24 protein-coding genes are annotated in these 22,316 nt (G+C 43.0%); 8 read left to right on the forward strand and 16 right to left on the reverse strand.

Going from position 1 to position 22,316, the window contains the following annotated elements; all coding sequences use genetic code 11:
• The first annotated feature begins 48 nt into the window (after positions 1-48).
• Complete coding sequence (locus P8X24_RS07320; RefSeq protein WP_372914943.1) at positions 49-1,110, forward strand: AAA family ATPase; 1,062 nt, start codon at positions 49-51, stop codon at positions 1,108-1,110.
• Here the strand turns inward: P8X24_RS07320 and radA are convergent.
• From radA to P8X24_RS07350, 6 genes are all read right to left on the reverse strand, one after another.
• Positions 1,107-2,693 (reverse strand): DNA repair and recombination protein RadA, encoded by a 1,587-nt coding sequence (gene radA, locus P8X24_RS07325; protein ID WP_372914945.1) that lies wholly within the window; start codon positions 2,691-2,693, stop codon positions 1,107-1,109. The genes P8X24_RS07320 and radA overlap by 4 nt on opposite strands.
• A gap of 113 nt (positions 2,694-2,806) precedes the next feature.
• The gene (locus tag P8X24_RS07330) at positions 2,807-3,826 is read right to left on the reverse strand and encodes a potassium channel family protein (protein WP_372914947.1); all 1,020 of its coding nucleotides are present in this window, start codon (positions 3,824-3,826) and stop codon (positions 2,807-2,809) included.
• Between the two features lie 30 nt (positions 3,827-3,856).
• Positions 3,857-4,030: a hypothetical protein gene (locus P8X24_RS07335; RefSeq protein ID WP_372914949.1), complete on the reverse strand. Its 174-nt coding sequence runs from the start codon at positions 4,028-4,030 to the stop codon at positions 3,857-3,859.
• Positions 4,027-4,725 (reverse strand): SagB/ThcOx family dehydrogenase, encoded by a 699-nt coding sequence (locus P8X24_RS07340; protein WP_372914951.1) that lies wholly within the window; start codon positions 4,723-4,725, stop codon positions 4,027-4,029. Before P8X24_RS07340 ends, P8X24_RS07335 begins: the two co-directional genes overlap by 4 nt.
• A gap of 21 nt (positions 4,726-4,746) precedes the next feature.
• Positions 4,747-5,286 carry a DUF998 domain-containing protein gene (locus P8X24_RS07345; RefSeq protein WP_372914953.1) on the reverse strand — a complete coding sequence of 180 codons (540 nt, stop codon included), beginning with the start codon at positions 5,284-5,286 and terminating at the stop codon, positions 4,747-4,749.
• A 26-nt stretch (positions 5,287-5,312) separates the two neighbouring features.
• A complete protein-coding gene (locus P8X24_RS07350; RefSeq protein WP_372914955.1) occupies positions 5,313-5,930 on the reverse strand; it encodes an HVO_0476 family zinc finger protein in 618 nt (205 codons plus the stop codon).
• Between the two features lie 56 nt (positions 5,931-5,986).
• On the opposite strand from P8X24_RS07350, the gene P8X24_RS07355 reads away from it, so the two are divergent.
• Entirely contained in the window at positions 5,987-6,757 is a 771-nt protein-coding gene (locus P8X24_RS07355) for an MBL fold metallo-hydrolase (protein WP_372914957.1), read from the forward strand.
• Positions 6,758-6,802: 45 nt separating this feature from the next.
• Here P8X24_RS07355 and P8X24_RS07360 read toward each other — a convergent pair whose 3' ends face one another.
• On the reverse strand, positions 6,803-7,501 hold the full coding sequence (locus P8X24_RS07360; RefSeq protein WP_372914959.1) for a DUF92 domain-containing protein: 699 nt from the start codon (positions 7,499-7,501) through the stop codon (positions 6,803-6,805).
• 513 nt (positions 7,502-8,014) lie between these two features.
• On the opposite strand from P8X24_RS07360, the gene P8X24_RS07365 reads away from it, so the two are divergent.
• The 5 genes from P8X24_RS07365 (at position 8,015) to P8X24_RS07385 (ending at position 12,573) form a co-directional block, all read left to right on the forward strand.
• Positions 8,015-9,211, forward strand: coding sequence for a hypothetical protein (locus P8X24_RS07365; protein ID WP_372914961.1), 1,197 nt, complete (start codon positions 8,015-8,017; stop codon positions 9,209-9,211).
• Positions 9,212-9,237: 26 nt separating this feature from the next.
• Positions 9,238-9,816: a hypothetical protein gene (locus tag P8X24_RS07370; protein ID WP_372914963.1), complete on the forward strand. Its 579-nt coding sequence runs from the start codon at positions 9,238-9,240 to the stop codon at positions 9,814-9,816.
• A gap of 603 nt (positions 9,817-10,419) precedes the next feature.
• Entirely contained in the window at positions 10,420-10,842 is a 423-nt protein-coding gene (gene speD / locus P8X24_RS07375) for an adenosylmethionine decarboxylase (protein ID WP_068319844.1), read from the forward strand.
• Positions 10,843-10,949: 107 nt separating this feature from the next.
• Positions 10,950-11,693 (forward strand): KaiC domain-containing protein, encoded by a 744-nt coding sequence (locus P8X24_RS07380; RefSeq protein WP_372914965.1) that lies wholly within the window; start codon positions 10,950-10,952, stop codon positions 11,691-11,693.
• 13 nt (positions 11,694-11,706) lie between these two features.
• A complete protein-coding gene (locus P8X24_RS07385) occupies positions 11,707-12,573 on the forward strand; it encodes a transcriptional regulator (RefSeq protein ID WP_372914967.1) in 867 nt (288 codons plus the stop codon).
• Positions 12,574-13,013: 440 nt separating this feature from the next.
• Here the strand turns inward: P8X24_RS07385 and P8X24_RS07390 are convergent, their stop codons facing one another.
• From P8X24_RS07390 to P8X24_RS07430, 9 genes are all read right to left on the reverse strand, one after another.
• Complete coding sequence (locus P8X24_RS07390; protein ID WP_372914969.1) at positions 13,014-14,132, reverse strand: ABC transporter ATP-binding protein; 1,119 nt, start codon at positions 14,130-14,132, stop codon at positions 13,014-13,016.
• Entirely contained in the window at positions 14,133-15,164 is a 1,032-nt protein-coding gene (trmB, locus tag P8X24_RS07395; RefSeq protein ID WP_372914971.1) for an HTH-type sugar-sensing transcriptional regulator TrmB, read from the reverse strand. It abuts the gene before it with no gap.
• Positions 15,155-16,405, reverse strand: a complete 1,251-nt coding sequence (gene treT, locus P8X24_RS07400; protein WP_372914973.1) for a trehalose synthase — start codon at positions 16,403-16,405, stop codon at positions 15,155-15,157. The genes trmB and treT overlap by 10 nt, the downstream gene beginning before the upstream one ends.
• Positions 16,406-16,421: 16 nt before the next feature.
• Positions 16,422-17,270, reverse strand: coding sequence for a carbohydrate ABC transporter permease (locus tag P8X24_RS07405; RefSeq protein WP_372914975.1), 849 nt, complete (start codon positions 17,268-17,270; stop codon positions 16,422-16,424).
• Positions 17,267-18,151, reverse strand: a complete 885-nt coding sequence (locus tag P8X24_RS07410) for a carbohydrate ABC transporter permease (RefSeq protein ID WP_372914977.1) — start codon at positions 18,149-18,151, stop codon at positions 17,267-17,269. Before P8X24_RS07410 ends, P8X24_RS07405 begins: the two co-directional genes overlap by 4 nt.
• Before the next feature lie 13 nt (positions 18,152-18,164).
• The gene (locus tag P8X24_RS07415) at positions 18,165-19,442 is read right to left on the reverse strand and encodes an ABC transporter substrate-binding protein (protein WP_372914979.1); all 1,278 of its coding nucleotides are present in this window, start codon (positions 19,440-19,442) and stop codon (positions 18,165-18,167) included.
• A gap of 386 nt (positions 19,443-19,828) precedes the next feature.
• Positions 19,829-19,951 carry a CoA-binding protein gene (locus tag P8X24_RS07420; RefSeq protein WP_372914981.1) on the reverse strand — a complete coding sequence of 41 codons (123 nt, stop codon included), beginning with the start codon at positions 19,949-19,951 and terminating at the stop codon, positions 19,829-19,831.
• Between the two features lie 86 nt (positions 19,952-20,037).
• The gene (locus tag P8X24_RS07425; RefSeq protein ID WP_372914983.1) at positions 20,038-20,487 is read right to left on the reverse strand and encodes a hypothetical protein; all 450 of its coding nucleotides are present in this window, start codon (positions 20,485-20,487) and stop codon (positions 20,038-20,040) included.
• A complete protein-coding gene (locus P8X24_RS07430; RefSeq protein WP_372914984.1) occupies positions 20,477-21,184 on the reverse strand; it encodes a hypothetical protein in 708 nt (235 codons plus the stop codon). Before P8X24_RS07430 ends, P8X24_RS07425 begins: the two co-directional genes overlap by 11 nt.
• A gap of 57 nt (positions 21,185-21,241) precedes the next feature.
• Here P8X24_RS07430 and mtnA point away from each other — a divergent pair, with 57 nt between their 5' ends.
• A complete protein-coding gene (gene mtnA / locus P8X24_RS07435) occupies positions 21,242-22,312 on the forward strand; it encodes an S-methyl-5-thioribose-1-phosphate isomerase (RefSeq protein ID WP_372914986.1) in 1,071 nt (356 codons plus the stop codon).
• Positions 22,313-22,316 lie beyond the last annotated feature (4 nt).

Below are 22,316 nucleotides of genomic sequence, written 5' to 3' on the forward strand. Positions count from 1 at the left end.
CTTTAGGTTTATATACTCCAAGGAGGTATTCCTAAAGGGAAGTGCTCCATGCTATTTGATGTGAAACCAAAGACATCGATTAAAGATTTGTTTGGAAGGAAGGCTGAATATCTAATGTTTAAAGATGCTATAAAGAAGAACAGGAACTTTATTCTGATTACTGGGCCCAGGAGAATAGGAAAAACTAGTTTTCTGTATGCGTCGTTGAATGAGATCGCCAAGGAAGGCGTGCCTTACGTGGTGATAGATGCTAGAGCCGCTACGTCCCTTAACTCCAAGTATCCCCAGAAAGTGATTGCCGGGCACATCTATAAGGTCTTGAGTGGAAGGAGCGTTCTTAGTGAGGTTATTTCAAGAGTCAAGGGAATTAAGCTTGGACCAGTTGAGTTAGAGCTTAAGGATAAGTTTGATTTGATAGACGTCTTTGCAGAATTAAACAAGATTGGGAAGGTTATCGTGGCCTTTGATGAGGCCCAATACCTGAGGTTTGCAAATGAAGACTTAACGAAATTCTTTGCCTGGGTTCTTGATGCCCTCCAAAACATAATCCTCGTGTTCACTGGTTCCCAAGTTGGAGTGCTTGAAAAGTTTCTAAGGTTATATGATGGCTCGTCCCCTCTCTTTGGGAGGTACAACGTGAGAATAGTCTTGCCGAGATTTAATCCCTCAGAGAGCTTGGAATTCTTGGAGAGGGGATTTAAGGAAGTCGGCAGGGATGTCAGGGAAGAAGAATTGCTGTCAGCAATAAAAACTTTAAATGGAATTCCTGGGTGGCTAGTTCATTACGGTGTCTTTAGGGTCGATGGGCTAACCCATGAGGAGGCTATAGAGAGGGTTCTGGAGGAGGCAATGACGTACGTTATCTCGGAATTTAAAGAGCTTTCAAAGCTTTCCCCGAGGTACGAGGAGATAATGAAGGTTGTTGCGGAGCTGAGCGAGGGTAGGGGTGGAGTAAAATTTGAAGAGATAAGGAAGAAAACTAAAATAAACCCGAGGAGCCTGAGGAACTACATAAACAGGCTCATTGATTACGGATTCCTTGAGCCCACCGGACACGGGAGGTATAGGATCCCAGATCCTGTCATGTTCAGAGTTTTCAAGAGGCTCTAATCTTCAATGCCTTTCTCCGTTATCCTGAACACGGCCTCTCCCTCTGGAAGGTGTGGAGCATCTATTAACCTTGCAACCCTCTTTCCGCCCTTGCCCTTCCTTAAGTATACTCTAAGGGTTGCGGAGTGGGCTAAGATGTGCCCACCAATTGGCCTCGTTGGATCTCCGAAGAATGCATCGGGCCTTGCTTGGACTTGGTTGGTTACGAACACAGCTATCTCGTAGAGGTTGGCGAGTCTATGGAGGTCTGCAAGGTGCTTTGCAAGCTTCTGTTGCCTCTCAGCTAGGGCTCCTCTTCCTATGTACTCGCTCCTGAAGTGGCTCGTTAGTGAATCAACTACGAGTAGCTTAACGGGCCTGTCCGTGTTCAAAAGCTCCTTTATCTTATCTTCAGCCTGTTGGACGAGCAACATTTGGTGGTTGCTGTTGAAGGCCCTTGCAACGTATATATGCTTTAAAACCTCATCTGGATCAAGTCCCCTGTTCCTTGCGATCTCCCTAATTCTCTCCGGTCTGAAGGTGTTCTCGGTGTCAATCCAGATTACTGAACCGTGCAATCCTCCTTCTTCGGGAGGAAGTTGCACCATTACGGCTAAAGTATGAGCTAATTGGGTATTGTGGAGAATTAGACCGTTGGGTGCAATGAAGTTGTGTGTTCCTGGGACTACTAGGTCATAGACCCAGTCATTGTAATCAATTTCCCTGATTTCTTCAACTTTGTGGAATTCTAGCTCCCCTGATCCTAGATTTTGCGTTTTTGCATTTTTAGGAACATTCTTAACTCCAACAATTATGTCTCCTGGCCTAACGTTTTCTGCCTTTACCCATTTTAGTCCGTCCCTGAATACTAGGACTGGATGGGTCTTGGTTATCTTCAGTACCTGTCCCTTAGATAGTTTTATCTCTAGGATCCTCTTTACCTTCTCTCTGTAGATGTAAGTTGCCTGTGTCCTCCTGATTTCTCCTTTGGTGATGTCGAAGGTGTATACATGAACGGTGTTGAGCGGAACTGCAAATCCGTTGTCAAATGGGACTTCGCCATTAATTTTTGCGTATTTGGAGTACATCTCTTCTATTGTCTCCATGTGGAGCACTGTGTCGTTCTCATAGTATACTGGAGTGTCCTTGGCGAAGCATTTCCCCGATCCAAACTCTCCAAATACTTCTGTTATCGCCTGTGTCTCTATTCCTCCGCCTAACAGCTTATCTAAGCTCTTACTTCCCGTAGATATCCTTCCAATGCTCTCCCTCTTCTTCAAGTACTCGTCAGCCCTCATGAAAGTTCCTAGGTTTGCGGCCTTTCTTGCGGCTTGAATTATCTTTATTGCTGCTCCCTCACTTATTCCAGCGACTTCCTTGAGCTCTATTGGTGATGCAACGGCTATTGCCTCTAGCGTGTCGAATCCTGCCTCTCTAAGCTTCTCTGCAGTCGCCGGCCCTACCCCAGGGAGATCCTCTATTGTCCTAATCTCCTTCTCCTTCTTCTTTTTCTTTGTCGTTTCTACCTCCTCCACGGGCTCAAAGCCAAGCTCTTCAAGCTCGTCAATCTCCTTAACATCAGCGTTACCATTTTTCTTTGCCATATACCTCACCCTATGAGCGTGAGTTTTCAAGGTTGGTATAAGGTAAGGGATTATATACTTTTCTCAATGTTTAAAAATAGGATTATGGTTGCCCAAATTTGAAAAACAAAGCCTTACGCCCCTTGTTTTCTCACATCGCTTTGGCCAGTTATGCATATCAACTTGGCTCCCTGGGGAACTACTTCATCGAGTGGTGGGGCTAACCTCATCTCCCCCTTAACGTAACCAATTGGGAAATAACTCGGGCTCAAAATTTCAATGGCATCCTTAAAGTTCTTGTTCCATGTCCTTTCATCTAAGATAATAACGATATCGTGCCCTTCGCTGGACTTCATTAGATCCTCGAGGACATCTACTACCTCTGGCTCAAAAATGGAGCTCGCAAGTAGCCTTCCAGCCAACCCCCTGCTAAGAACGACCCTTTCGGCTCCGGCATTTTTTAAAAGGGGGATGCTTTCTTCCCTCAATGCCTCAACATGTATCTTGGCCTTGGAGAAGCTTTTCACCTTAAGCGTTATGAAAACCGCTTTGCTGTCATCTTCAGGGGTTAATATTACGTGTTTGGCCCTCTCTATTGAGGCCCTCTTTAGCGTGTCATCTTCTGTGGGATCTCCAACTAAAACCTCGACTTCCTCTGGGAGATTCAGCTTCCTCTTTTCATCCTCGCTCTCCACTATTGCTACTATCTTTCCTCTTTCGGCTTCTCCCCTCTCCATTGCCGCAATTATTTCCTCAACGAAGGCCCTAACCCCAGGACCCTTTCCTATAACGACATAATGATCTTTGAACCTCACACCATGCATCCCCATCATCCTCCTTAGAGAAGAAGTTAGGAAGTACTCGGCTATTAGCGAGATCAGGGCCGTGAAGCTTGAGATTCCGGCCACAGCTGCTACCATTGCAACTATCTTCCCTGCCTGAGTCGTTGGAGTTACATCGCCGTACCCTATCGTGGACATCGTGATGATGGCCCAGTAAAGGGCGGTAAAGAAGTCCAGATTCTCAAAAATCATGAATAAGAGTGCCAAGATAACCGCAAGAACTGAAACTCCAAGGGTTAGCCATGCGATCCTGCTCTTCTTGAGCTTAAAGTGTATCTTCAGGAGTTTTCTTAGCACCGGCACTGGTAGCATGTTCTAAAGTAGCTGCTAGAGGTTATATTATTATCTCACGACCCATATCGTCAGTGTCATTAGGATGTAGGTTATAACGGCAAGGGCCACGTGGACATAGGTCCAGAACTTCTTCCTCCTTCCCAGGAAGATCAAGGCTCCCGAGAGCATCGTGAAGTTCATAAAAACAAAGGTTAGGTAGCCGAGGGTGCAGTGATCGATCATATCTTCCCCACCGGGAATATGTATAGTGGAACTCCATCTACGCCAAGTGTCTCGGTGACTTGATCCTCATAGAAGGCTCCCACGGCTACGGTTCCTAAGTTGAGGGCTGTAGCTTGAAGGTATATGTTCTGGCCTATATGCCCGGCCTCCATGTGGACGTACATTTTACCCCTCTCCCCATAGTACTTTGTCGTTCTCTCGTAGTAAGCCACGAGGACTATATCTATCGCCGCGCTTCCCACCCATGCCTGATTCAACGCTGCTCTCTGGAGCGCTTTCCTAAAGTCTCCCCTTTTTACTAGCTTTATCGAGTGCGAGAAGGGATCATAGTGGTATATCCCGGGTTCGAGACCCTCAACCCTCCCAACGACCACGTAAACTTCAAATGGATAGGTAGCTCCGGCACTCGGTGCGGCTCTGAATTTTCTGTTGGGTTCGGTTATCCCCTGGGCTGCCCATAATAGCTGTGAGAGCTCTTGAAGGGTTAAGGACTCGTTTCTGTACCTTCTTATGCTCCTCCTCTTTGCTATTGCCTCCTCAACGCTCATTTCTCCCTTAAGTCTTGGCTCTGGGAGCTTGATAACTTCCCCTATCATCGTGGTTTCACCCCTTTCCCTGGGTAGGTAGGGCTTCAGCAAAACCGCTAGGCTACCTACTATAACTAGGAAAACAGTAAACCATGCAACCCTCTTCATCTACGTGAATTTGGGCTCATATTATTTTAGTTTTTTGAGTAAGGTGTAGTGCCAGATCAGGAATGCAATGACACCTATAGTTTCCGCAACCGCCACTCCTTCGAACCTGTGAAGGGCCCAGAGCGAGAGGGGGACTCCTATTGCGAAAATTATAATGCCCAAAACTCCTGTTTTATCTCCCTCCAAAAGGAGGGAAATAGAAGTTGCAAGCACCGCTAGAAACGTGAATATGAAGAATCCCCAGCTTACCTCGTAGTGTGGACTTGTCCCCTCGGGGAATATCCCAACGAGGGCTAAAAAGATCATCCCCAGGAGGTACAGGCTGAAGCTTACCTTCCACTGGAGCTTCTCCCTTTTTACTATCATCGAGGCTGAAAAGATAATCAAAAGGAGTGCTCCAATGATTAAGGAGGCATTCATTACCCAATTGTATGGGAGACCTACCTTGCCAAGATCGCTTATAGCATTTTCAGTTATTCTCCACCAGTTCCTATGGATTAAATAAGAGGTAAGCACACCACCAACCGAAATTACAGGCCCGATGTACGCTAGTTTCTTCATGTTCTTTACTTCGCTCTTTAGCGTTATTAACCTTCCTCCTGTAGTGATTCGTAACCCTCATAGACTTTAAGCTTCCTCCTTGCTCTTCCCCTTATCGCATGTCCCATTAGCCTGACTATCTTGTCTGCCTTGGCCTTTCCACTCCTCATCAGCTTTCTCTCGGTCTTTATCATCTCAACTTTGAATGTGTAGCCTCCAACCTCGATAACCTCCCCAACGACGAATTCTTCATCCCTGTCGACTACGACCTTGAAAGACTGTGTTATTCCCCCTGGAAGGTATATCGACACGCCGAAGACCTTTGGGTACGTTAAGCTCTCGCCCCATATCGTCTGGATCTCCTGCACTTTTGCCCTCCTAACTCTTTTTCCTCCTGGGAGCTCTATGCTCAATACCCTCACTTCGTCGTTCTCAAGCTCAATCACATCTCCCACCTTTACCGTTTCGTCTTCTGGTAGCTCTGCGAACTCTCTAAAGCTCCTCTCGTGCTTGCTGACTATGACCGGAACCTTTTTGAGCTTGGGGAGAGTGATTATCCAAACGTGACCGCACTCGTTGCACTTTAGGGTGATCTCTCTCCCTCTCTCCTTGATTACCTCTACATCCTCACTCCCGCACTCTGGGCAGATGAAGTATTCCTCCATACTCTCACCCTGAAGCTTAAGCGGAAGGTTGGGTTAAGAACTTTTGGGGTGGGAGAATGAAGGTCATAATCCTAGGATCTGGATCGTACAGTGGAACCCCAAAGCCCCTGTGCACCTGTGAGAACTGCGTGAGGGCAAGACTTAATCCCATGTACAGGAGGACGAGGTTCTCCATTTACATTGAAGGGATATTAATTGATCCAAGCCCTGATCTGCACTACCACTTGGAGAGGACTAACAAAAGGGTTAAGCACGTCCTCATAACCCATGCGCACTTTGACCACGTGTTTGGAGTTCCAGACCTTCAGGTGTTCAAGGAGGTGAGCTTTCATTCTAACGAGCTCGGCATTAGAACTGCCCAGGACCTTTCTAGGCTGGCCTTTGGCGACATCATGCCTCGCGGGTACAGATGGGAGTATGAAGTCCTAGAGTTCTGGAAGGAGTATAGGATTGGAAGGGCAAAGGTAGTTCACTTTCCAGTGAGGCACTCCATAGAAGTTGCCGGGGGATTTCTAATAGAGATAAATGGGGTTAGGATAGGCGTAACGGGAGATACTGGCCCTGAGATCCTTAACGATGAGAGGGTTTTAGAGCTCTTGATGGGAGTTGATCTTTTGATTTCTGAAATGACGAAAAAGGAATCAGTTCCTGGGGTTCACCTTGGTGTTAAGGACTCAATAGAGTTGGCGAAGAAGGTCAATGCCGAGTATACGGTGTTTGCCCATATAAGTCACAGCAACTACCCCCATGAGGTTCTCGAGAAGAAGGTTAGAGAGGCTGGAGTTAGGGGAGAGGTGGCGAAAGACTTTACGATTGTAGAGCTGTAATCAGTTCCTAAGGTCCTCATCACCCTTCAGCAATCCGCCATCTCATCACGTAAACAGGAGGAACAGTGATAATCCGATAAATCCTCCGATTAACGTTGATAAAAAGTTTGTGCTGTCGTTATTCGTTATTCCTTTCTTCTCTAGAGTGGCTCCTATTAGACTATCGACGTTTGCCCCTATAAAACCTCCAATAAGAATTGAGAGGAACATTTCAAGCTTTAAATTCGTGATAAAGGTGCTAACAAAAGCTATCATTGCTGCTCCAAATAGTGCAGCCATTTCTCCTTGAACGCTTACAGCTCCTTCCTCTCCTGGCTTAGCTTTTTTGAATCCAAGTATAATCCTGGGATGCTTTCCAAGGACTTTTCCTATCTCACTAGCTAAAGTATCGGCATTGGCAGTAGCAATTGAAGCAAAAACCGCTGCCCAACCATAATCGTCTCCAATGAACTTCTCATAAGCCAAGAACAGTAGGGGAGCAAGACCATTTCCCAGGACGTTTCTTATACTTCTGCATTTTTCATCCACAAGGCCGAGCTTTTTCTTCTCTTTGATTTTGAATTTTGTTGCAAGTGTTCCAGATATCAGAAAGAGGAGAAGAGCCAGAAAAGGTAACCAACCTCCAAGGGAAAGGATGAAATATCCAAGGATGAAAGCAGTGAAAGTTCCCCATAGGTCGAGGGCTTTAGCCTTATAGCTTATTATAGCAAGTGCTATTAGGATCAGGAATCCTTGAACGCTCATGTTGTAACCCTTGGCCTTTGCAGGATTTTTAAGCTTTTATCATTTTCTTAGATTTAGATGTATAAAAGGAATTACTTAATGGCGAGATAGAATAAGAGGGCTAAATTGAAAGTGAAGGTGCCTTTAAACTTTTTACTCTGAGTCATGAGGGACTAATAAAGATATCTCTTCTCTCTAAAGTTAATTGATACTCCGAGCACTTCTTTAAGCTTGGTATATATGACTTTGGATGCTAATTTTTGAGCTTTTGAACTGTCCCCTCGAAATCTTTAGGTAAAGCAAATTTGATGAGGACAAGCTGGAGAGGAATAGGAGGTTCTTATGGAGGTTATTCTTGAGAAAGTTTTAACCGACATTTCTGACCGTTCAAGAAGACATATACTCAATTCTCCCTCGCCTAATTTAAGATTTCAACTATTTTTAGTCCCAAATTTAATTTTGGAACGTTTTGGAACGTTCTTTTCACAGAGTCCCTAAAATATGTGGAATGCCAAGTTAAGAATGGTGATGGCCATGAAAGGGTTGAAGATCTGGTTGTTAATAGCCCTCTTAGTGGGGAGCATAATCCCAGCAGATTTGGCCCTAGCAGACGAAAATGCCACTATAGAAAATGAAACAGAACCCCTAGAGATCCAAAACATAACGCAGGAAGAAAAGATAGCTGGACATATTGTTGCAGCCCTTGAAAGATTGAGCAATATAACAACAAGGCTAATTAATAATGTAAATCTTCCTGAGAACTCAAGCATTATAATGCACTATCAGTTAGCGGAGCAGTATAAAGAAGTTGCCCTTGATGCTTATGAAAGCGGCGACTATTACAACACCATAATCAATGGATTAACGGCAATGTACCATTATAGAGAAGTGCTAAAGAGCTTCGAGAGAGGGAAGGAGGAGCTTAAGGAAAGGTTACTAGAAGAGATAAAGAGAATGAAAGGCTACTTTAGAATGGTTGAAAAGACAATAGAAATTGCCCAGAGACAAGGGATTGATGTGGGAAATGCAACAATGCTCTTACAAGAGACCAAGGATGCCTACAAGACTGTGCTGGAAGACATAAAAGCCAAAGATTTTGAGAAGGCCAAAGAAGACCTCAAAGTCGCCAGAGAGAAAAAAGCAGCTTTAGACGAGGAGCTGAAAAGAATAAGAGAAGACATTATAGAGGCAAACGCCGATAAGATAGTGAATAAATTCCTTGAAAAAGGCGAAAAAGCAATACAAATGGCGGAGAAAGTCATCGAGATGGCGGAAGAAAAAGGCTATGAGACAGATGAGCTTCAGGAGAGACTTGAGGCCTTCAAGGAGGTTTACAATGAGGTAAAGGCTCTTGCAGATGAAGAAAAATACAATGAAGCCCTTCAAGTTATGAGGGACAACACAGACGCCATAAAGGAGTTCCACAGAGCAATGGCCTTCCTTCAGAGAAAGTTCCACGAGAGAGAAGTTCAAGAAAGAATGAAAGACCTAAGAGCATTCCTCAAGGAGATTAATGGCAGGATTCAGAAAGACACTAAGGCACTGAGGGAGCTTAAAAGAAGAGGCATTGATACAAGAAAAGCAGAACTCCAGCTCAAAATAGCAGTCCAAGAGGTAAGAGTTGGAATGATACTCGTAAAGCACAAAAAGCCAGTTGAGGCTAAGACTCACTTTGCAATTGCCTTAGAGATGCTCCACAGGGTGGACAAGTTTATCTTAAAGCACCTCTGATTTCAATTTTTATGGAGGTGAAGATAATGAAAAAAGCTTTGCTTGTTCTTTTGCTTTTCGTTCCCTTTGTAAGTGCACAGAGCATAAACATAACTCCATACTTTGACGGATACGCAACTGTGGAAATCGAAGTGCCCGTTGATGATTATGCAACGCAAGTTACAGCCTCCCTGCTCGGGGATCACTATGAGGACATCTTTGTTATAGATGAAAACGGTAATCCTTTAGAATACTCCATAAACGGAAATGAGATCATAATAAACACTCAAGACGCCCAGATAGTGAAGATAGTCTACACAACCTCCGATTTAATCAGGCAGGAGGGCCTTGTCTGGACTCTCTCGTTAAATTCAGAGTATCCAGTGAGCGTTATCTTGCCTGAAGGAGCAAGCTTGGTGGATGTAAGCGATGTTCCCCTTGAAGTTGAAGGTAACAAAATAACGCTCCCAGCGGGAGAAATTGAGATAAGCTTTACAACTCAGGAGGTAGGAACAGGGGTTAAAGATGTTACAACGAGGGAGGAAGGCACTTCGACAAGAACGATCTTCGCGTTGGGGACAATCCTGCTGGCCTTGATTGTAGGATTTATTCTTTGGAAGCGATGACGTTTTGGACTTTATATTTTTATTCCTTACTTGATTACAAAAAGGGCTTTACGTATTCGATTTTAGAAATTGCTCTCTAATGGGGGTTCTTATTCCGAAATCAACGTAATTTCCATCTAAACCTTCCATGTTGGAGATGGAAAGGAGTTTGGAGGATTCTAGGAGGGGAGTTGCAGTTACTTGAATTCAACCTTACTCGAACGAATTGATGATAGACAAAAAACAGAAGGTATTAGAGGAAACTCCAACTTTATCTCTGTTCTTCAATAACATTATTTCCACATGCCTTATATGTTATAAGTTTCTATTCCATTTTCTCAATATGGCTCGCTTACATTCAGTGGGCTTATTTACAAAACTGGAGGAGTTTTATCAAAAATAATCAAAAACTACCGGAAAATTTCAAGCTAATTTAAAAACGTTCATCAACTTTCAGTATTTTCCAAAAACAACAAGCAAAGGCTCGGTTATATCAAAAACGGCCAGATCCTTTCGGTATAAATAAATGAAATCCCGTTAATTTCTTTCCGTTAGACCAAAAAACTTTAAAAGTATCTCCGTTCCACCCTCACAGTGTAACAGAACTTGAGGGAGGTGAGAGATATGGATACAATTGGGCACCACTACGTTGTTGAGGCTGCAGGTTGCGATCCTAAGATCATTGCTGATCCTGACAAGATTAGAGAGATTTTCCTTGAGGCAGCAAAGAGAGGTAACATGGAGGTTAAGGCGAGTTATTTTTTCAAGTTCTCACCGACAGGGGTTAGTGGTGTCGTTATCGTTGCCGAAAGTCACATCTCAGTTCACACGTGGCCGGAGAAGGGTTACGCAGCCCTAGACGTTTACACTTGTGGTGAGAAGGCTGACCCAGAGAAGGCCGTTGACTATATTCTGGAGCAGTTCAAGGCCCAGTACGCTCACGTCTCGGAGATAAAGAGAGGGATCGAGGAGGATGATCAAACTTTCACCCACACAATACTAACATGGGAGGAAAAGCTCGATAGAAGGAACGGGCAGAAGCTTTAACCTTTATTTTTTGTTTCCTTCTCCAAATACCTCTTCTTGGCGTAACTTTTAAATACCTCTTAGCTTATAGTATCCTGAAGTGAATAAAATTCTTGGGGGTGAGAGTCATGACGAGGAGAGTTAAGACTGGGATTCCTGGGATGGATGAGATACTCCACGGCGGCATCCCTGAGAGAAACGTTGTCCTGCTCAGCGGAGGTCCTGGGACTGGTAAGACAATCTTCAGCCAGCAGTTCCTATGGAACGGGCTTCAGATGGGTGAGCCTGGCATTTATGTTGCCCTCGAAGAACACCCTGTTCAGGTTAGACAGAACATGGCTCAGTTTGGCTGGGACGTGAGGAAGTACGAGGAGGAAGGATTGTTTGCGATGGTTGACGCTTTTACCGCAGGAATTGGGAAGAGCAAGGAGTATGAAAAGTACATAGTCCATGATCTCACAGATATAAGGGAGTTTATCGAAGTGCTTAGGCAAGCAATAAGGGACATCAACGCCAAGAGGGTTGTCGTTGACTCGGTAACTACCCTGTACATAAACAAGCCTGCCATGGCTAGGAGCATAATACTACAGCTTAAGAGAGTTCTTGCAGGAACTGGATGTACTTCAATATTCGTCAGCCAGATAAGCGTTGGAGAAAGGGGATTCGGTGGGCCTGGAGTTGAGCACGGTGTCGATGGAATAATTAGACTCGACCTAGATGAGATTGATGGAGAGTTGAAGAGGTCATTGATAGTCTGGAAGATGCGTGGAACGAGCCACTCAATGAGGAGACATCCCTTTGATATAACGGACAAGGGGATAATTGTGTATCCGGATAAGGTGCTCAAGAGGGGGAGGGTCCTAGAGATTTGAGAAGGTGGTGAGGATGAGGGTGGAAGTTCCACTTAATCCGATAACGAGAAGCGAGATTCACCAGCTCGAGAGCTTACTACTATTTGCAACACTCTTCAGGCCGGAGGTTATAGAATTAATTAAGGATCCCGCAGAGAGGTTAACCTGGGTTGACAGCTTAGCAGTAGCAGCTGGAGCAATCGCCAGGGAGAAGGCTGGAATGACCGTAAGTGAAATTGCAAGGGAGCTTGGAAGGACTGAGGCAACGATAAGGAAGCACCTCAAGGGTGAAAGCAAGGCTGGACAGCTTGTTAGAGAAACTTACGAGCTAATTAAGCAGGGTAAGCTTGACGAGCTAATAAAGACGATAGAGATGATAGAGAAGGGTGGACTTAAGGAGGTAGTGGCTAAGGAAGAGTACGAGAAGTTACTGCAGGAGTACGAGGAGCTCAAGCAGGAGTTTGAGGAGATAAAGGCAAAGCTTGAGGCTGCGGAGCTTGAAAGCTTAGAAAAAGCTAAGAAGGAGATAGAGGAGCTCAAGTCAAAGCTTGAGAAGCTTGAAGGGGAGAAGAAGGAGCTGGAGAAGGAGCTTAAGGAGTACAAGGTTAAGCTGATGGAGTACGAGGCAAAGGCCAAGAGGGCTGAAGAACTTGAAGCGAAACTCAAGGAACTTGAGGAGAAGGCAAAGGCAGTTGAAGAAGTTGAGACTAAGATTAGGGAGTACGAGGAGAAGGTAAAGGAGTGCGAAGAGAAGCTTAAGGAGAAGAACGCCAGAATTGAGGAGCTTGAAGCAAAGCTTAGGGAGTACGAGAACAAAGTTAAGTCCCTTGAGGAGGAAGTTAGCAAGCTCAAGGATGGTATAAGGAAAGCCAAGGAATTACTTGACTCCCTTCTTGCTTGAATTTATTTCTTAAAAATTTATTAACTATAAAGTTCTTAAAAAGTAAGATTTGCTACAATCTCTTGATAATTGTAAGGGAGTTTATTGAAAGCTTGGGAAAAGACATGCACTGACCCATTGGGTAAAGGTAAGGGCTTTCTTGAATATGCTCTGGGGTTAAGCTGACAGAGCTTGGCGGGAAGGTAAAAACAGCTATAGAGGGTGCAAAACTTCAGAAGGCATAAAGGCTAAGTTTCTCTACTCTTTAACGTGCTAAAGGTTATCCACCAACAGAATATGGAAGGAGAAGAGTGAGGTCATTAGCGTTAGAGTCCATAGCTTGGAATGAAACCTCCCCAAGTAGGGACTATAAAGTTAAGGGGATTGATTTGGGGGAGAAGAAATTAAGAGAGCCTCAACGGTGCTGAGAGTCCTTGGCTTCCTGAGAAGCTTGGGGCTTATTAGAACACCGCTTCTCCGTTTTCTTTCTTGAAGATATGAGCTCTCTTCATATCGAAAACTACGTCAATTTCTTGGCCTTCTTTCACTTTTGATTCACCTGTAAACTTTGCCTGGAATGTTATTTCTCCTATTCTTAGGTGGACTACCTTCTCCCCTCCGAGGTTTTCCACTATGTCCACCTTGGCTCTTGCCATGTTTTCACCAGGGATTTTTATTTGAGCAAACATTGCATCATAGATGTCCTCTGCTCTTATTCCAAATATCACGTCTTTTCCTATCATGTTGGCTTCTTGGAGTACCTCAAGTTGATCCGGAAGTAGCTTGAGCTTGAATTTTCCGAAGTCTATGAAACCGTCTTCTCTCACAGTTCCTTCTGTGAAGTTCATTGGTGGTGTTCCTATGAATCCGGCTACGAATGTGTTTTTTGGTTTTTCGTAGACTTCTTCTGGGGTCCCAACTTGTTGGAGAACGCCCTTGTTCATTACTGCAATTCTATCTCCCATGGTCATTGCCTCAACCTGGTCGTGGGTCACGTAGATTGTCGTGACTCCTAGTTGTCTTTGTAGTTTCTTTAATTCAGCCCTCATTTTTACTCTTAATTTTGCGTCAAGGTTGCTTAAGGGTTCGTCCATTAGGAAGACTTTTGGTTTCCTGACTATTGCCCTCCCCAAGGCTACCCTCTGCCTCTGCCCGCCTGATAATTCCCTTGGTTTTCTCTTCAGTAGTTCAGTAAGCCCCAGCATTTCAGCAACTTCTTTAACCCTCCTGTCAATTTCTTGCTTGGGCAGTTTCCTGAGCTTGAGGGGGAATGCTATGTTGTCATAAACGGTCATGTGGGGGTATAATGCATAGGATTGAAAGACCATGGCTACGTCCCTTTCTTTAGGGGGGATGAATACGCCCTTTTCAGCGTCAGCCACGACTTTATCTCCAATTATAATCCTGCCTTTTGAGGGCTCTTCAAGCCCAGCAATCATCCTCAAAGTCGTAGTCTTACCACAACCCGACGGGCCTAAAAGTACTAGGAACTCACCATCCCTAACCTCTAGGGTTAAATCCTTAACCGCAGCAAACCCCCCGAAGATCTTCCAAACATTAACTAACTTGACTTCAGCCAACTAAGCCCCCTCCGTTAATGTCAATCTTATATCAGTGCTCTCATAATCCTCAATAACTGCAAACATGCCTCCAATTTTCACAACTCCTTCTTCTGTTTCAATGTGAATATTGTTTACAGCTGAATCAAAGGATAGCGTATAACCGACGACTCTTCCCAAAATCTCTTTGTTTTCTCTTGTTTTTATTGATCTACCTATGACTCTAGCAAATATGTTGTACGTTTTTAGATGCCTCCTTACAAAATCTGCAGCATGGAACATCGCGAAGAATTTTACCTCATGAGGATTCGCTATGTTTTCCATCGTTAATTCGGACTCTTTGAATATCTCTATTATCAGAGAATACTGGGAAAATATTATTTCCGGATAAGTAGCCTTAAAACTAGGTGGCTTTTTTGGTCTGAACGAGACATTTTGAATAGCAACAACTTCTTTACCATCTGCCATCCCTATTAGGTGATTAAGCTTTGAAAATCTTCTTATAAATAAGTTTCCCACTTTCTCAACTTTGAGATCTTGTGGGAGTTTATCGATATACAAAGAAACTGTAGTGCCTCTCTTTAGCACATCTATTATATCATCAATTATATGTTTTAAAAACTCACTTGGGGTTACTATTATTACTTCATTTTTAGCTGATCTTAAGGTTTCTCTAACCATTTCAAGACCTTCCTCTAAGTCTTTACTCCTCCATATTGCTGGTCTTTGGTTCTCTTTTCTAATGTCTTTAATAGCTCCTTCTAACTCTTCCATTACCTTTTCTAACTCCTTTTTGAATCTGAAGAACGCTATTCTAGGAGAATAAGCGGCATAAACTTTGGGATTTCCATCTATCTCACTTACGAATCCCCTTAATTTTAAGGAAGATATAGTGTCGTACACTCTATTGTAAGGTATACCACTAAGAGTTGAGATCTCCTTAGCGGTACTTGGCCCATTGACGAGTAAAGTCCAATACGTAAGGATTTCATACTTAGTGAAACCCATTTCACTTAGGGCATATAATATCTTGGGGGGGATGTCTAGTCCCATCTCTTCACCTCCTTAAATAGTTTAAGATACTTCTCTAAGTGCTTTGTTATTATAAAGTGTTCTTTTACTCGTTCTTTAGCCTTAATCCCCATCCTTTTTGCAATTTCTGGGTGTTTTAAGAGGTAAATTACTTTTTCAGCAGCTTCTTTTACATTATTTACAAGAAAACCTGTCTCTCCATCGATTATTTGTAATTTTATTCCTCCCACTCCTCTCCCAATAACTGGTTTTCTTTTCCACATGGCCTCGGTGACACTTAGCCCGAATCCTTCTCTAGTCGAAAGCTGGAGTATGACATCACTAGCCCTTTGAAAAGCATTAACTTCCCTTGCATGAACTCCTATTAGATTAGTAAGTACCTTTACATTATAATCTTCCCCGATTTTTCTGAGTACCCTCTCATAGTAAATCCATCCTTCTGGATCATCATGAGCCATGACACTAACTAAAAGTAACTGAACATCTGGGAACTTTTTCTTTACTTCCCTATATACATCAATCACATCAAATATTCCTTTCCATGGATCAAATCTTGAAACTTGGGTAAGTATTGGTCTATCAGGATCAACATCAAACTTGTTTAGGATTTTAAGTATTTCTGTATCGCTTAGTTCAATGTTTTTCTCACTAAGAGGATCAATCGAAGGAGGCATTATTACCACTCTGTCTCTTTCTAAGTCATTCTGGACATACTCTCTCATATGGAATATGTAATAATCATACTTCTTAACGAACCTACTCAAGAAACTCCAGTACTCTGTATTGGGATCACTCAAGTCTATATGACATCTCCAAATCCACGTCTTTCTTCTTCTATAGAAATCTATTAGAGCCGCAGGTTGAGGGTCATGAACTATTACATAGTCATATTCGCTAATATCAAGACTTTCAGCATTGTACTTATTAGTTCTGAGGTAAAGGTCTATCATCTCTTTTGTTAATTTAATATTCTTATTTCCTTGGAGAGCATTATGCATGCTTTTTGTTACACTAAAAAAGGTATCATTCCCCTCTATCACGAACCATCTAGTGTCTAGGCCAAGGCTTCTCATTAAGGGAACTAAATTGTGGAGTATTTCTGCAACCCCTCCACCAAAGGATGTCGAGTTTACATGTGCTATACTTTTCTCTAAGAGTTCTTCCCCTAACGCCCTGATTTTCAGGATGTTTTCTTCACCAACAATTTCTTTGTAGTCTTCAATTTTCTTGCCCTCTCCATAAAATCTTTTCACTTCATACATTTTTAACATCCCCTCTCTATTTCTCTGTGGACCATCCAACCATACCAGCAATGTAATACTTCTGGAAGATTGCATAAACTACTAATGGAACGGCCATTACTATAATTGAAGCAGCAGTAAGAATCCCCCAGTCAACAAAGTACTGACCTCTTAGGAGAGGCAATCTCTGGGTTGCTACGTATTTATTTGGATCTTGGAGGAATACCAGAGCTAAGAAGAAGTCGCTCCAGACCCAGGTAAACTGAAGTATTGCAGCTGAGACTATTCCTGGGACTGCAATTGGGAGAACTATTTTATAGAACACTTGAAAGTCAGTTGCTCCATCTATCTTTGCAGCTTCTTCAACGTCCTTAGGTAACATCGAAAAGTAATTTCTCATAAAGAATATTATCCAGGCCAAACCCCAGGCAGAGTGAACTAAGATTAGGCCCGTAAAGGTATTTAGTAATTTAAGGTCTCTTAAAAGGAAATATAAGGGAACTACAGTCATCTGTTGCGGAAGGGCCATTAAGAAAACTATAAATGCAAATAGATAATTCTTTATTGGAAAACTATATCTGCTAAAGGCGTAGGCTGCTAAAGATGCTGTAAAGATGGGGATTACTGTAGAAGGAATTGCTACAATCAGGGAATTCTTTAAGCCAGTGCTTATTGGAAACATTGGATGGTAGAAAGCTTTCATGTAATTTTCTAGTGTTATTGTCAAAGGATGAATGTGCCACCAGCCAGATACGATTTCTTTATAGGGCCTAATTGATGCCATAAAAACTCCTATAAACGGGAGTAACCAGATCACAGCTACTGTCCAAGCTATTAAATTTGATAGTAAGTAAGATTTAATTTTATATTTTGGAGGAACTTTCATAAGCTCCCCCTCCTCTTAATGAGCCATGTTGCTGGAATTATAGTCAACAGGGTTAGCAAAACCGCTACTACTGCAGCATAATTGTAATTTAGGGCCCTAGCAAAATAATCCCACATCTGAAGTGCTAATACCATCGAAGCTCCTCCTGGTCCTCCTCCTGTGGCTACATACACAATGTCAAATATTTTCAAGTCCCACAACAGAGTCATCGCAACTACGACGACTGTTATTGGTTTTAGTAGTGGCCAAGTAACATATCTGAATATTTGGAATTTTGTTGCTCCATCTATTAAGGCCGCCTCATAGTAGTCTCTGGGAATCGAAGCTAGCCCAGCAGAATACATGAGCATGCTAAAACCTGTCCAAATCCAGATAGAGCCCAAAATAACTGCAAAGAGTGCAGTTTGGGGATAAGCTGTCCAAGTTATCTCTAAACTTTTAATTCCCAATTTCCCAAATATTGTAGGTATAATCCCCGCTCCCCTTTCGAAGAGGAATCTAATAATAAGTCCTCCAACTACCATGGGGATCACCATGCCAAGGAAAATTATTGACTTTATAATTGAACTCCCGAAAACTTCCTTTTTTCTTAATAATGTTGCTAAACCAAGACCTAAGAAAACCGTGGTTGGCAAATGAATAGCTATCCAAATTGCATTGTGAATTAATGCTCCCCATGGAGGGGAATCTTTTGGAAACCTATCAAGGTTTACTATATCTTTGCTTAATAGCACTTCTTTGTAGTTTTCTAATCCTACAAACTTTCCATCTAAGAAGAAACTTAAGTAAATCGTTTTAAATACAGGATATATAACAAAGGGAATCAGAAACAATATAGCGGGCAAAAGAAAAAATAAAGGAGTTAAATTATGCCTAGGCATTACTTATCCCCCATTACTTTTTAGGGAATTTCTCATCCAATGTCTTCAACACTTCATCCAATCTATCTGGCTGAACCCATAGGAGCTTTAACTGATCCCAGAATACTTTCTGCCACTCTCCTCCAACACTGTCATCAAGGTCTGGTGCGGACTCTACCTCTGACACTATTTTTGCTACTTCTTTCATAGGTTCCCAATAATCCTCTATTGAGACATTCCTCCATGTTGCTAACTTACCAGACTTAGTTCCGACGTGAATTCTTTGGCCCTTTGTTGCCAAGAATTTAGCTAATTCTAAGGCCTCTTTGGGATGCTTAGTGTACTTAGGAACCATGAAATAATCGGGAGCTATGACCATTGCCTTAACCCCAGGAAGAGATATGAGACCAAGATCATTTGGATCTTCAACCATTCCCGTAATCCATGTTCCCATAAAGTACAACGCATAATCTCCCTTCCACCAAAGATCAATCGCAGACGTCCATTCTATTGGTTCACTAAAGTACCCAGCTTTCAATAGTGGAACTAACCTTTTCTCAAAGATATTTCTGACCTGGGGATCCTCCCATCTAACTTCTCCTTTGATAAGCTTGAGCTGGAGATCCCTGCCCCCAAATGTTAAAATGAAGTGTTCTACAACGTCAGAAAGGGGCCATCCAACACTATCTCCACTTACAATTGGAGCTTTAATCCCTGGTATTTTCTGTATCTTCGCCAATAATTCAACAAATTCATCCCAAGTTTTTGGGGGCTCTAGACCGTGCTCCTTGAAGAAGGATTTCCTATACCAAAAGCCAGGCTTAGCTGCAGCCGTGAAAGGAGCTCCATAGATCTTACCATCTACTGTTACTGGATCGAGAATTCCAGGGATGTACTCATCTGGATTTATTACTGAACTAAGATCCAAAAGGTGACCTTTCTTGCCCATCTCTGCAATGAACCATCCCCACATTGCTATTACATCTGCGGGAGTGTCTCCTGACTCAAACTGTAGTGGTAGAATTGTTGCTAAATCTTCAGCCCTATATGTCTTATACTCGACCTTTATATTTGGATGCTCCCTTTCAAAGGCTTTTATTACCTCCATGAATGCATCAAGCTCAGCTCCTGACCATGGTCCTATGACTTTTAGAACTATTTGTTGCTGTGTTTCAGTTTTAGTTACAGTTTCTTTTTCAGTAACTGTCTTAGTTACTGGAGTTTGAGTTTGGGTAGTACCTCCAATGCACCCACTACCAAGAACACCCATCAAGATAACCCCCAGCAGGGCCAAGGTTAGGAACCTCTTCATATCGCATCACCCTATTCTCGTTCTCATTTTTGATGTACTTTTGGTATATATAATTTTCTGAACATAAGATAACACTTAGGGGAAATTTCAGATCTAAGACTCCAAGATATGTTAAAAATTTTGAATTGTCCTAAGATTCCTAAAAATATTTTTAAATTAATGAAACTGAAATTTCGTTGATATACTAAAAGTAAACAAAAAATTCAACCTAACACCCTCTCGTGCTCCCTCTTTATGCACCTGTGAGCAACGGCAGAAGCCTTTATTAGTCTCATTGTGTGTCATTGCATTGGTGAGCTCGGGTTTCCGTCAACGGTAGTGCTGTGACCGGTAACGGGGGTTGAGTTTCTGCCGTGAATGCTTAGAATCGCCGTGATGACCCCACACTACAACGATGCAGTATGAGGGAACGGCACTTCATAGGCGTGCTCAAGTAGGTATCTCATAACTTCATTGGCATCTCTTTCAGGTTTTGGCAAGGTTCCAATAAGTGCTATTTCCCTGTACATAGTATCTCCCGAATGTCATCGTCCCTTAACTGTCAATCGGCATTATCCTAACCATTTGATCACCAGGTAACACTCTGCTAGAAAGTTTAAGAGGCTTTGACGTATCCAAGTAGGAGGTATTGAATTAACTTAGAAAGATCCATCATAACAAGGAATATCAAGAGGAGAACGGCAGTAGCGGTCCAGAATGATGAGTTCTTTATGAAACCCAAAAGAAAATATAGGAGAAAGGCCACTGTTAAGGTTAAAATTAAATGAAAAGCTTCTTCGCTCTTTTTGCCCCGAATTAGCTTCCATAATCCCTTTGCATCCTTAACCCAATATACTTCTCCAACGTACTTGCAGTCCTCTGAAAGTATTATCCTACCCTCACACTTAACGAGGCAAAATTCCCTTCTAAACTCCATGAAAGGCTCAATCTTAAGTTCAACTTCGTACTCTGAGTTCCCCAAAATAACATAAGATCCTCTAATTAACTCCTTGCACGGCTCATCTATCTCTAACACCTTTACTAGGTACTTCCCCCTAAATAGCATAAGGGCCACCTTTAACAGGAAATCCTGCCTGCAAGGTTCCTGGGATTGGAGTTAGGATTGACTTCTCGAGCTTGACTTCCACATTTTCGTGATTTAATTTTGGCAAAACTTCCTTATAGAACGTTTTCATCCACTCGCCATCCCTTTTCACTATGACATGAAATCCTCCCCTGGTTTCACTTATCCACTTAACAGGAATTGAATAATTGTTCAATTGTTTAATTACGTAGTTAATTAACTGTGCATCTTTTGAATCAACATCGATTATAAAGTAGGGCTTCCTCCCAGGGGACTTTTGAAGGTTCGAGAGGAATATTCTATTAAACTTCTTCAACCTCCCAACGTTCTCTTGAAATGCGAGTAAATTAATGAAATCTTGCAGCGTCTTAACTACACCCTTCTTGATGTCCCTGGGAATCACATCAACGTACAGGGCCATCGCACTTACCGGAATGCATTCCTCAGTTCTGACATCAACGTACGCGCATTCCTGTGGGATCAACCTTAAAACAGCCCTATAAAACCTCTTAAAATTAAACTCAGCCAGGATTTTATAGTTGAGCAATTCATAGTTTGAGCTCAGCTTTGAAAACCACTTCCTTCTGGTCATCAGGAACAACGTGTATACTTCCCCCTCTCTTGGCTCCACCAAGACTTCCTTAAAGAATTTCTCCATCAGGTCAAGATCGTATATCATGAAAAACGTTTGGAAAACTACTTTAAACGATTTCTCTAAGGTCACTCTGGTGAGAGTATGGAGGTTAGGTACAGACCCGAGGATCTAACGAAGCTCCCTAGGAGCGTCGAGTACAAGAACGGTAAAGTTTACATGATAAACCAGAGGTTACTTCCCAGGGAATTCAAAGTTGAAGAGTTTAGGACAGTTGAAAGCGTTGCTGAGGCCATAAAGAACATGACCGTCAGGGGAGCCCCAGCGATAGGTGCGGCGGCAGCTTTCGGATTAGCCCTGTACGCGGAAACCTCTAAGGCAAAAACAAAAGAGGAGTTCCTTGAAGGATTCTACAGGGCTTATGAAACGCTTAAGAATACGAGGCCCACAGCTGTGAACCTCTTCTGGGCCTTAAACAGGATTAAAAATATCGTTGAGGAGCACAGGGAGGATTCCCTCGACGAAATAAAAAGGCTGATAGTCCAGGAAGCCCAGAAAATAGCGGATGAGGACGTTGAGGCCAACTTAAGGATGGGCCACTATGGGGCTGAAGTCCTCCCTGAAGGTAACATATTAACCCACTGCAATGCCGGAAGCTTGGCAACTGTCCACTTAGGAACGGTAGGGGCTGTGGTCAGGGTTATGCACAAGGACGGAACGCTAAAGCTGCTGTGGCTCGATGAAACTAGGCCAGTCCTCCAAGGTGCAAGGCTAAGTGCATGGGAGTACAGCTATGATGGCTTAAGTGTGAAGTTAATAGCCGACAATGCAGCCGCATTTGTAATGCAACAGGGCCTTGTCGATGCAATAATCGTTGGAGCTGATAGAATAGTTGCAAATGGAGACTTCGCAAATAAAATAGGAACCTACATGCTCGCCGTCCTTGCCAGAGAGCATGGCATTCCCTTTTTCACAGTTGCCCCGATCTCTACCATTGATATGAGCCTGAAGAGCGGGAGGGAGATACCAATTGAAGAGAGGTCACCGGAAGAAGTGCTGACATGTGGAGGTTGCAGGATAGCCCCAGATGTTCCGGTTTACAATCCGGCATTTGATGTCACCCCCCATAAGTACCTCACGGGGATAATCACTGATAGGGGGGTTGTATGGCCACCTTTTAAGAGGAACTTGAAAAAGTTGTTCTCTTCCCTTTAGCTTT

The organism is Pyrococcus kukulkanii, assembly GCF_041647995.1.
Lineage (GTDB): Archaea > Methanobacteriota_B > Thermococci > Thermococcales > Thermococcaceae > Pyrococcus.

Coding starts and splice junctions, on each gene's coding strand:
- P8X24_RS07320 (WP_372914943.1), top strand. CDS start 49: ATGCTATTTGATGTGAAACCAAAGACATCGATTAAAGATTTGTTTGGA.
- radA (WP_372914945.1), bottom strand. CDS start 2,693: ATGGCAAAGAAAAATGGTAACGCTGATGTTAAGGAGATTGACGAGCTT.
- P8X24_RS07330 (WP_372914947.1), bottom strand. CDS start 3,826: ATGCTACCAGTGCCGGTGCTAAGAAAACTCCTGAAGATACACTTTAAG.
- P8X24_RS07335 (WP_372914949.1), bottom strand. CDS start 4,030: ATGATCGATCACTGCACCCTCGGCTACCTAACCTTTGTTTTTATGAAC.
- P8X24_RS07340 (WP_372914951.1), bottom strand. CDS start 4,725: ATGAAGAGGGTTGCATGGTTTACTGTTTTCCTAGTTATAGTAGGTAGC.
- P8X24_RS07345 (WP_372914953.1), bottom strand. CDS start 5,286: ATGAAGAAACTAGCGTACATCGGGCCTGTAATTTCGGTTGGTGGTGTG.
- P8X24_RS07350 (WP_372914955.1), bottom strand. CDS start 5,930: ATGGAGGAATACTTCATCTGCCCAGAGTGCGGGAGTGAGGATGTAGAG.
- P8X24_RS07355 (WP_372914957.1), top strand. CDS start 5,987: ATGAAGGTCATAATCCTAGGATCTGGATCGTACAGTGGAACCCCAAAG.
- P8X24_RS07360 (WP_372914959.1), bottom strand. CDS start 7,501: ATGAGCGTTCAAGGATTCCTGATCCTAATAGCACTTGCTATAATAAGC.
- P8X24_RS07365 (WP_372914961.1), top strand. CDS start 8,015: ATGAAAGGGTTGAAGATCTGGTTGTTAATAGCCCTCTTAGTGGGGAGC.
- P8X24_RS07370 (WP_372914963.1), top strand. CDS start 9,238: ATGAAAAAAGCTTTGCTTGTTCTTTTGCTTTTCGTTCCCTTTGTAAGT.
- speD (WP_068319844.1), top strand. CDS start 10,420: ATGGATACAATTGGGCACCACTACGTTGTTGAGGCTGCAGGTTGCGAT.
- P8X24_RS07380 (WP_372914965.1), top strand. CDS start 10,950: ATGACGAGGAGAGTTAAGACTGGGATTCCTGGGATGGATGAGATACTC.
- P8X24_RS07385 (WP_372914967.1), top strand. CDS start 11,707: ATGAGGGTGGAAGTTCCACTTAATCCGATAACGAGAAGCGAGATTCAC.
- trmB (WP_372914971.1), bottom strand. CDS start 15,164: ATGGGACTAGACATCCCCCCCAAGATATTATATGCCCTAAGTGAAATG.
- treT (WP_372914973.1), bottom strand. CDS start 16,405: ATGTATGAAGTGAAAAGATTTTATGGAGAGGGCAAGAAAATTGAAGAC.
- P8X24_RS07405 (WP_372914975.1), bottom strand. CDS start 17,270: ATGAAAGTTCCTCCAAAATATAAAATTAAATCTTACTTACTATCAAAT.
- P8X24_RS07410 (WP_372914977.1), bottom strand. CDS start 18,151: ATGCCTAGGCATAATTTAACTCCTTTATTTTTTCTTTTGCCCGCTATA.
- P8X24_RS07415 (WP_372914979.1), bottom strand. CDS start 19,442: ATGAAGAGGTTCCTAACCTTGGCCCTGCTGGGGGTTATCTTGATGGGT.
- P8X24_RS07420 (WP_372914981.1), bottom strand. CDS start 19,951: ATGTACAGGGAAATAGCACTTATTGGAACCTTGCCAAAACCTGAAAGA.
- P8X24_RS07425 (WP_372914983.1), bottom strand. CDS start 20,487: ATGCTATTTAGGGGGAAGTACCTAGTAAAGGTGTTAGAGATAGATGAG.
- P8X24_RS07430 (WP_372914984.1), bottom strand. CDS start 21,184: ATGATATACGATCTTGACCTGATGGAGAAATTCTTTAAGGAAGTCTTG.
- mtnA (WP_372914986.1), top strand. CDS start 21,242: ATGGAGGTTAGGTACAGACCCGAGGATCTAACGAAGCTCCCTAGGAGC.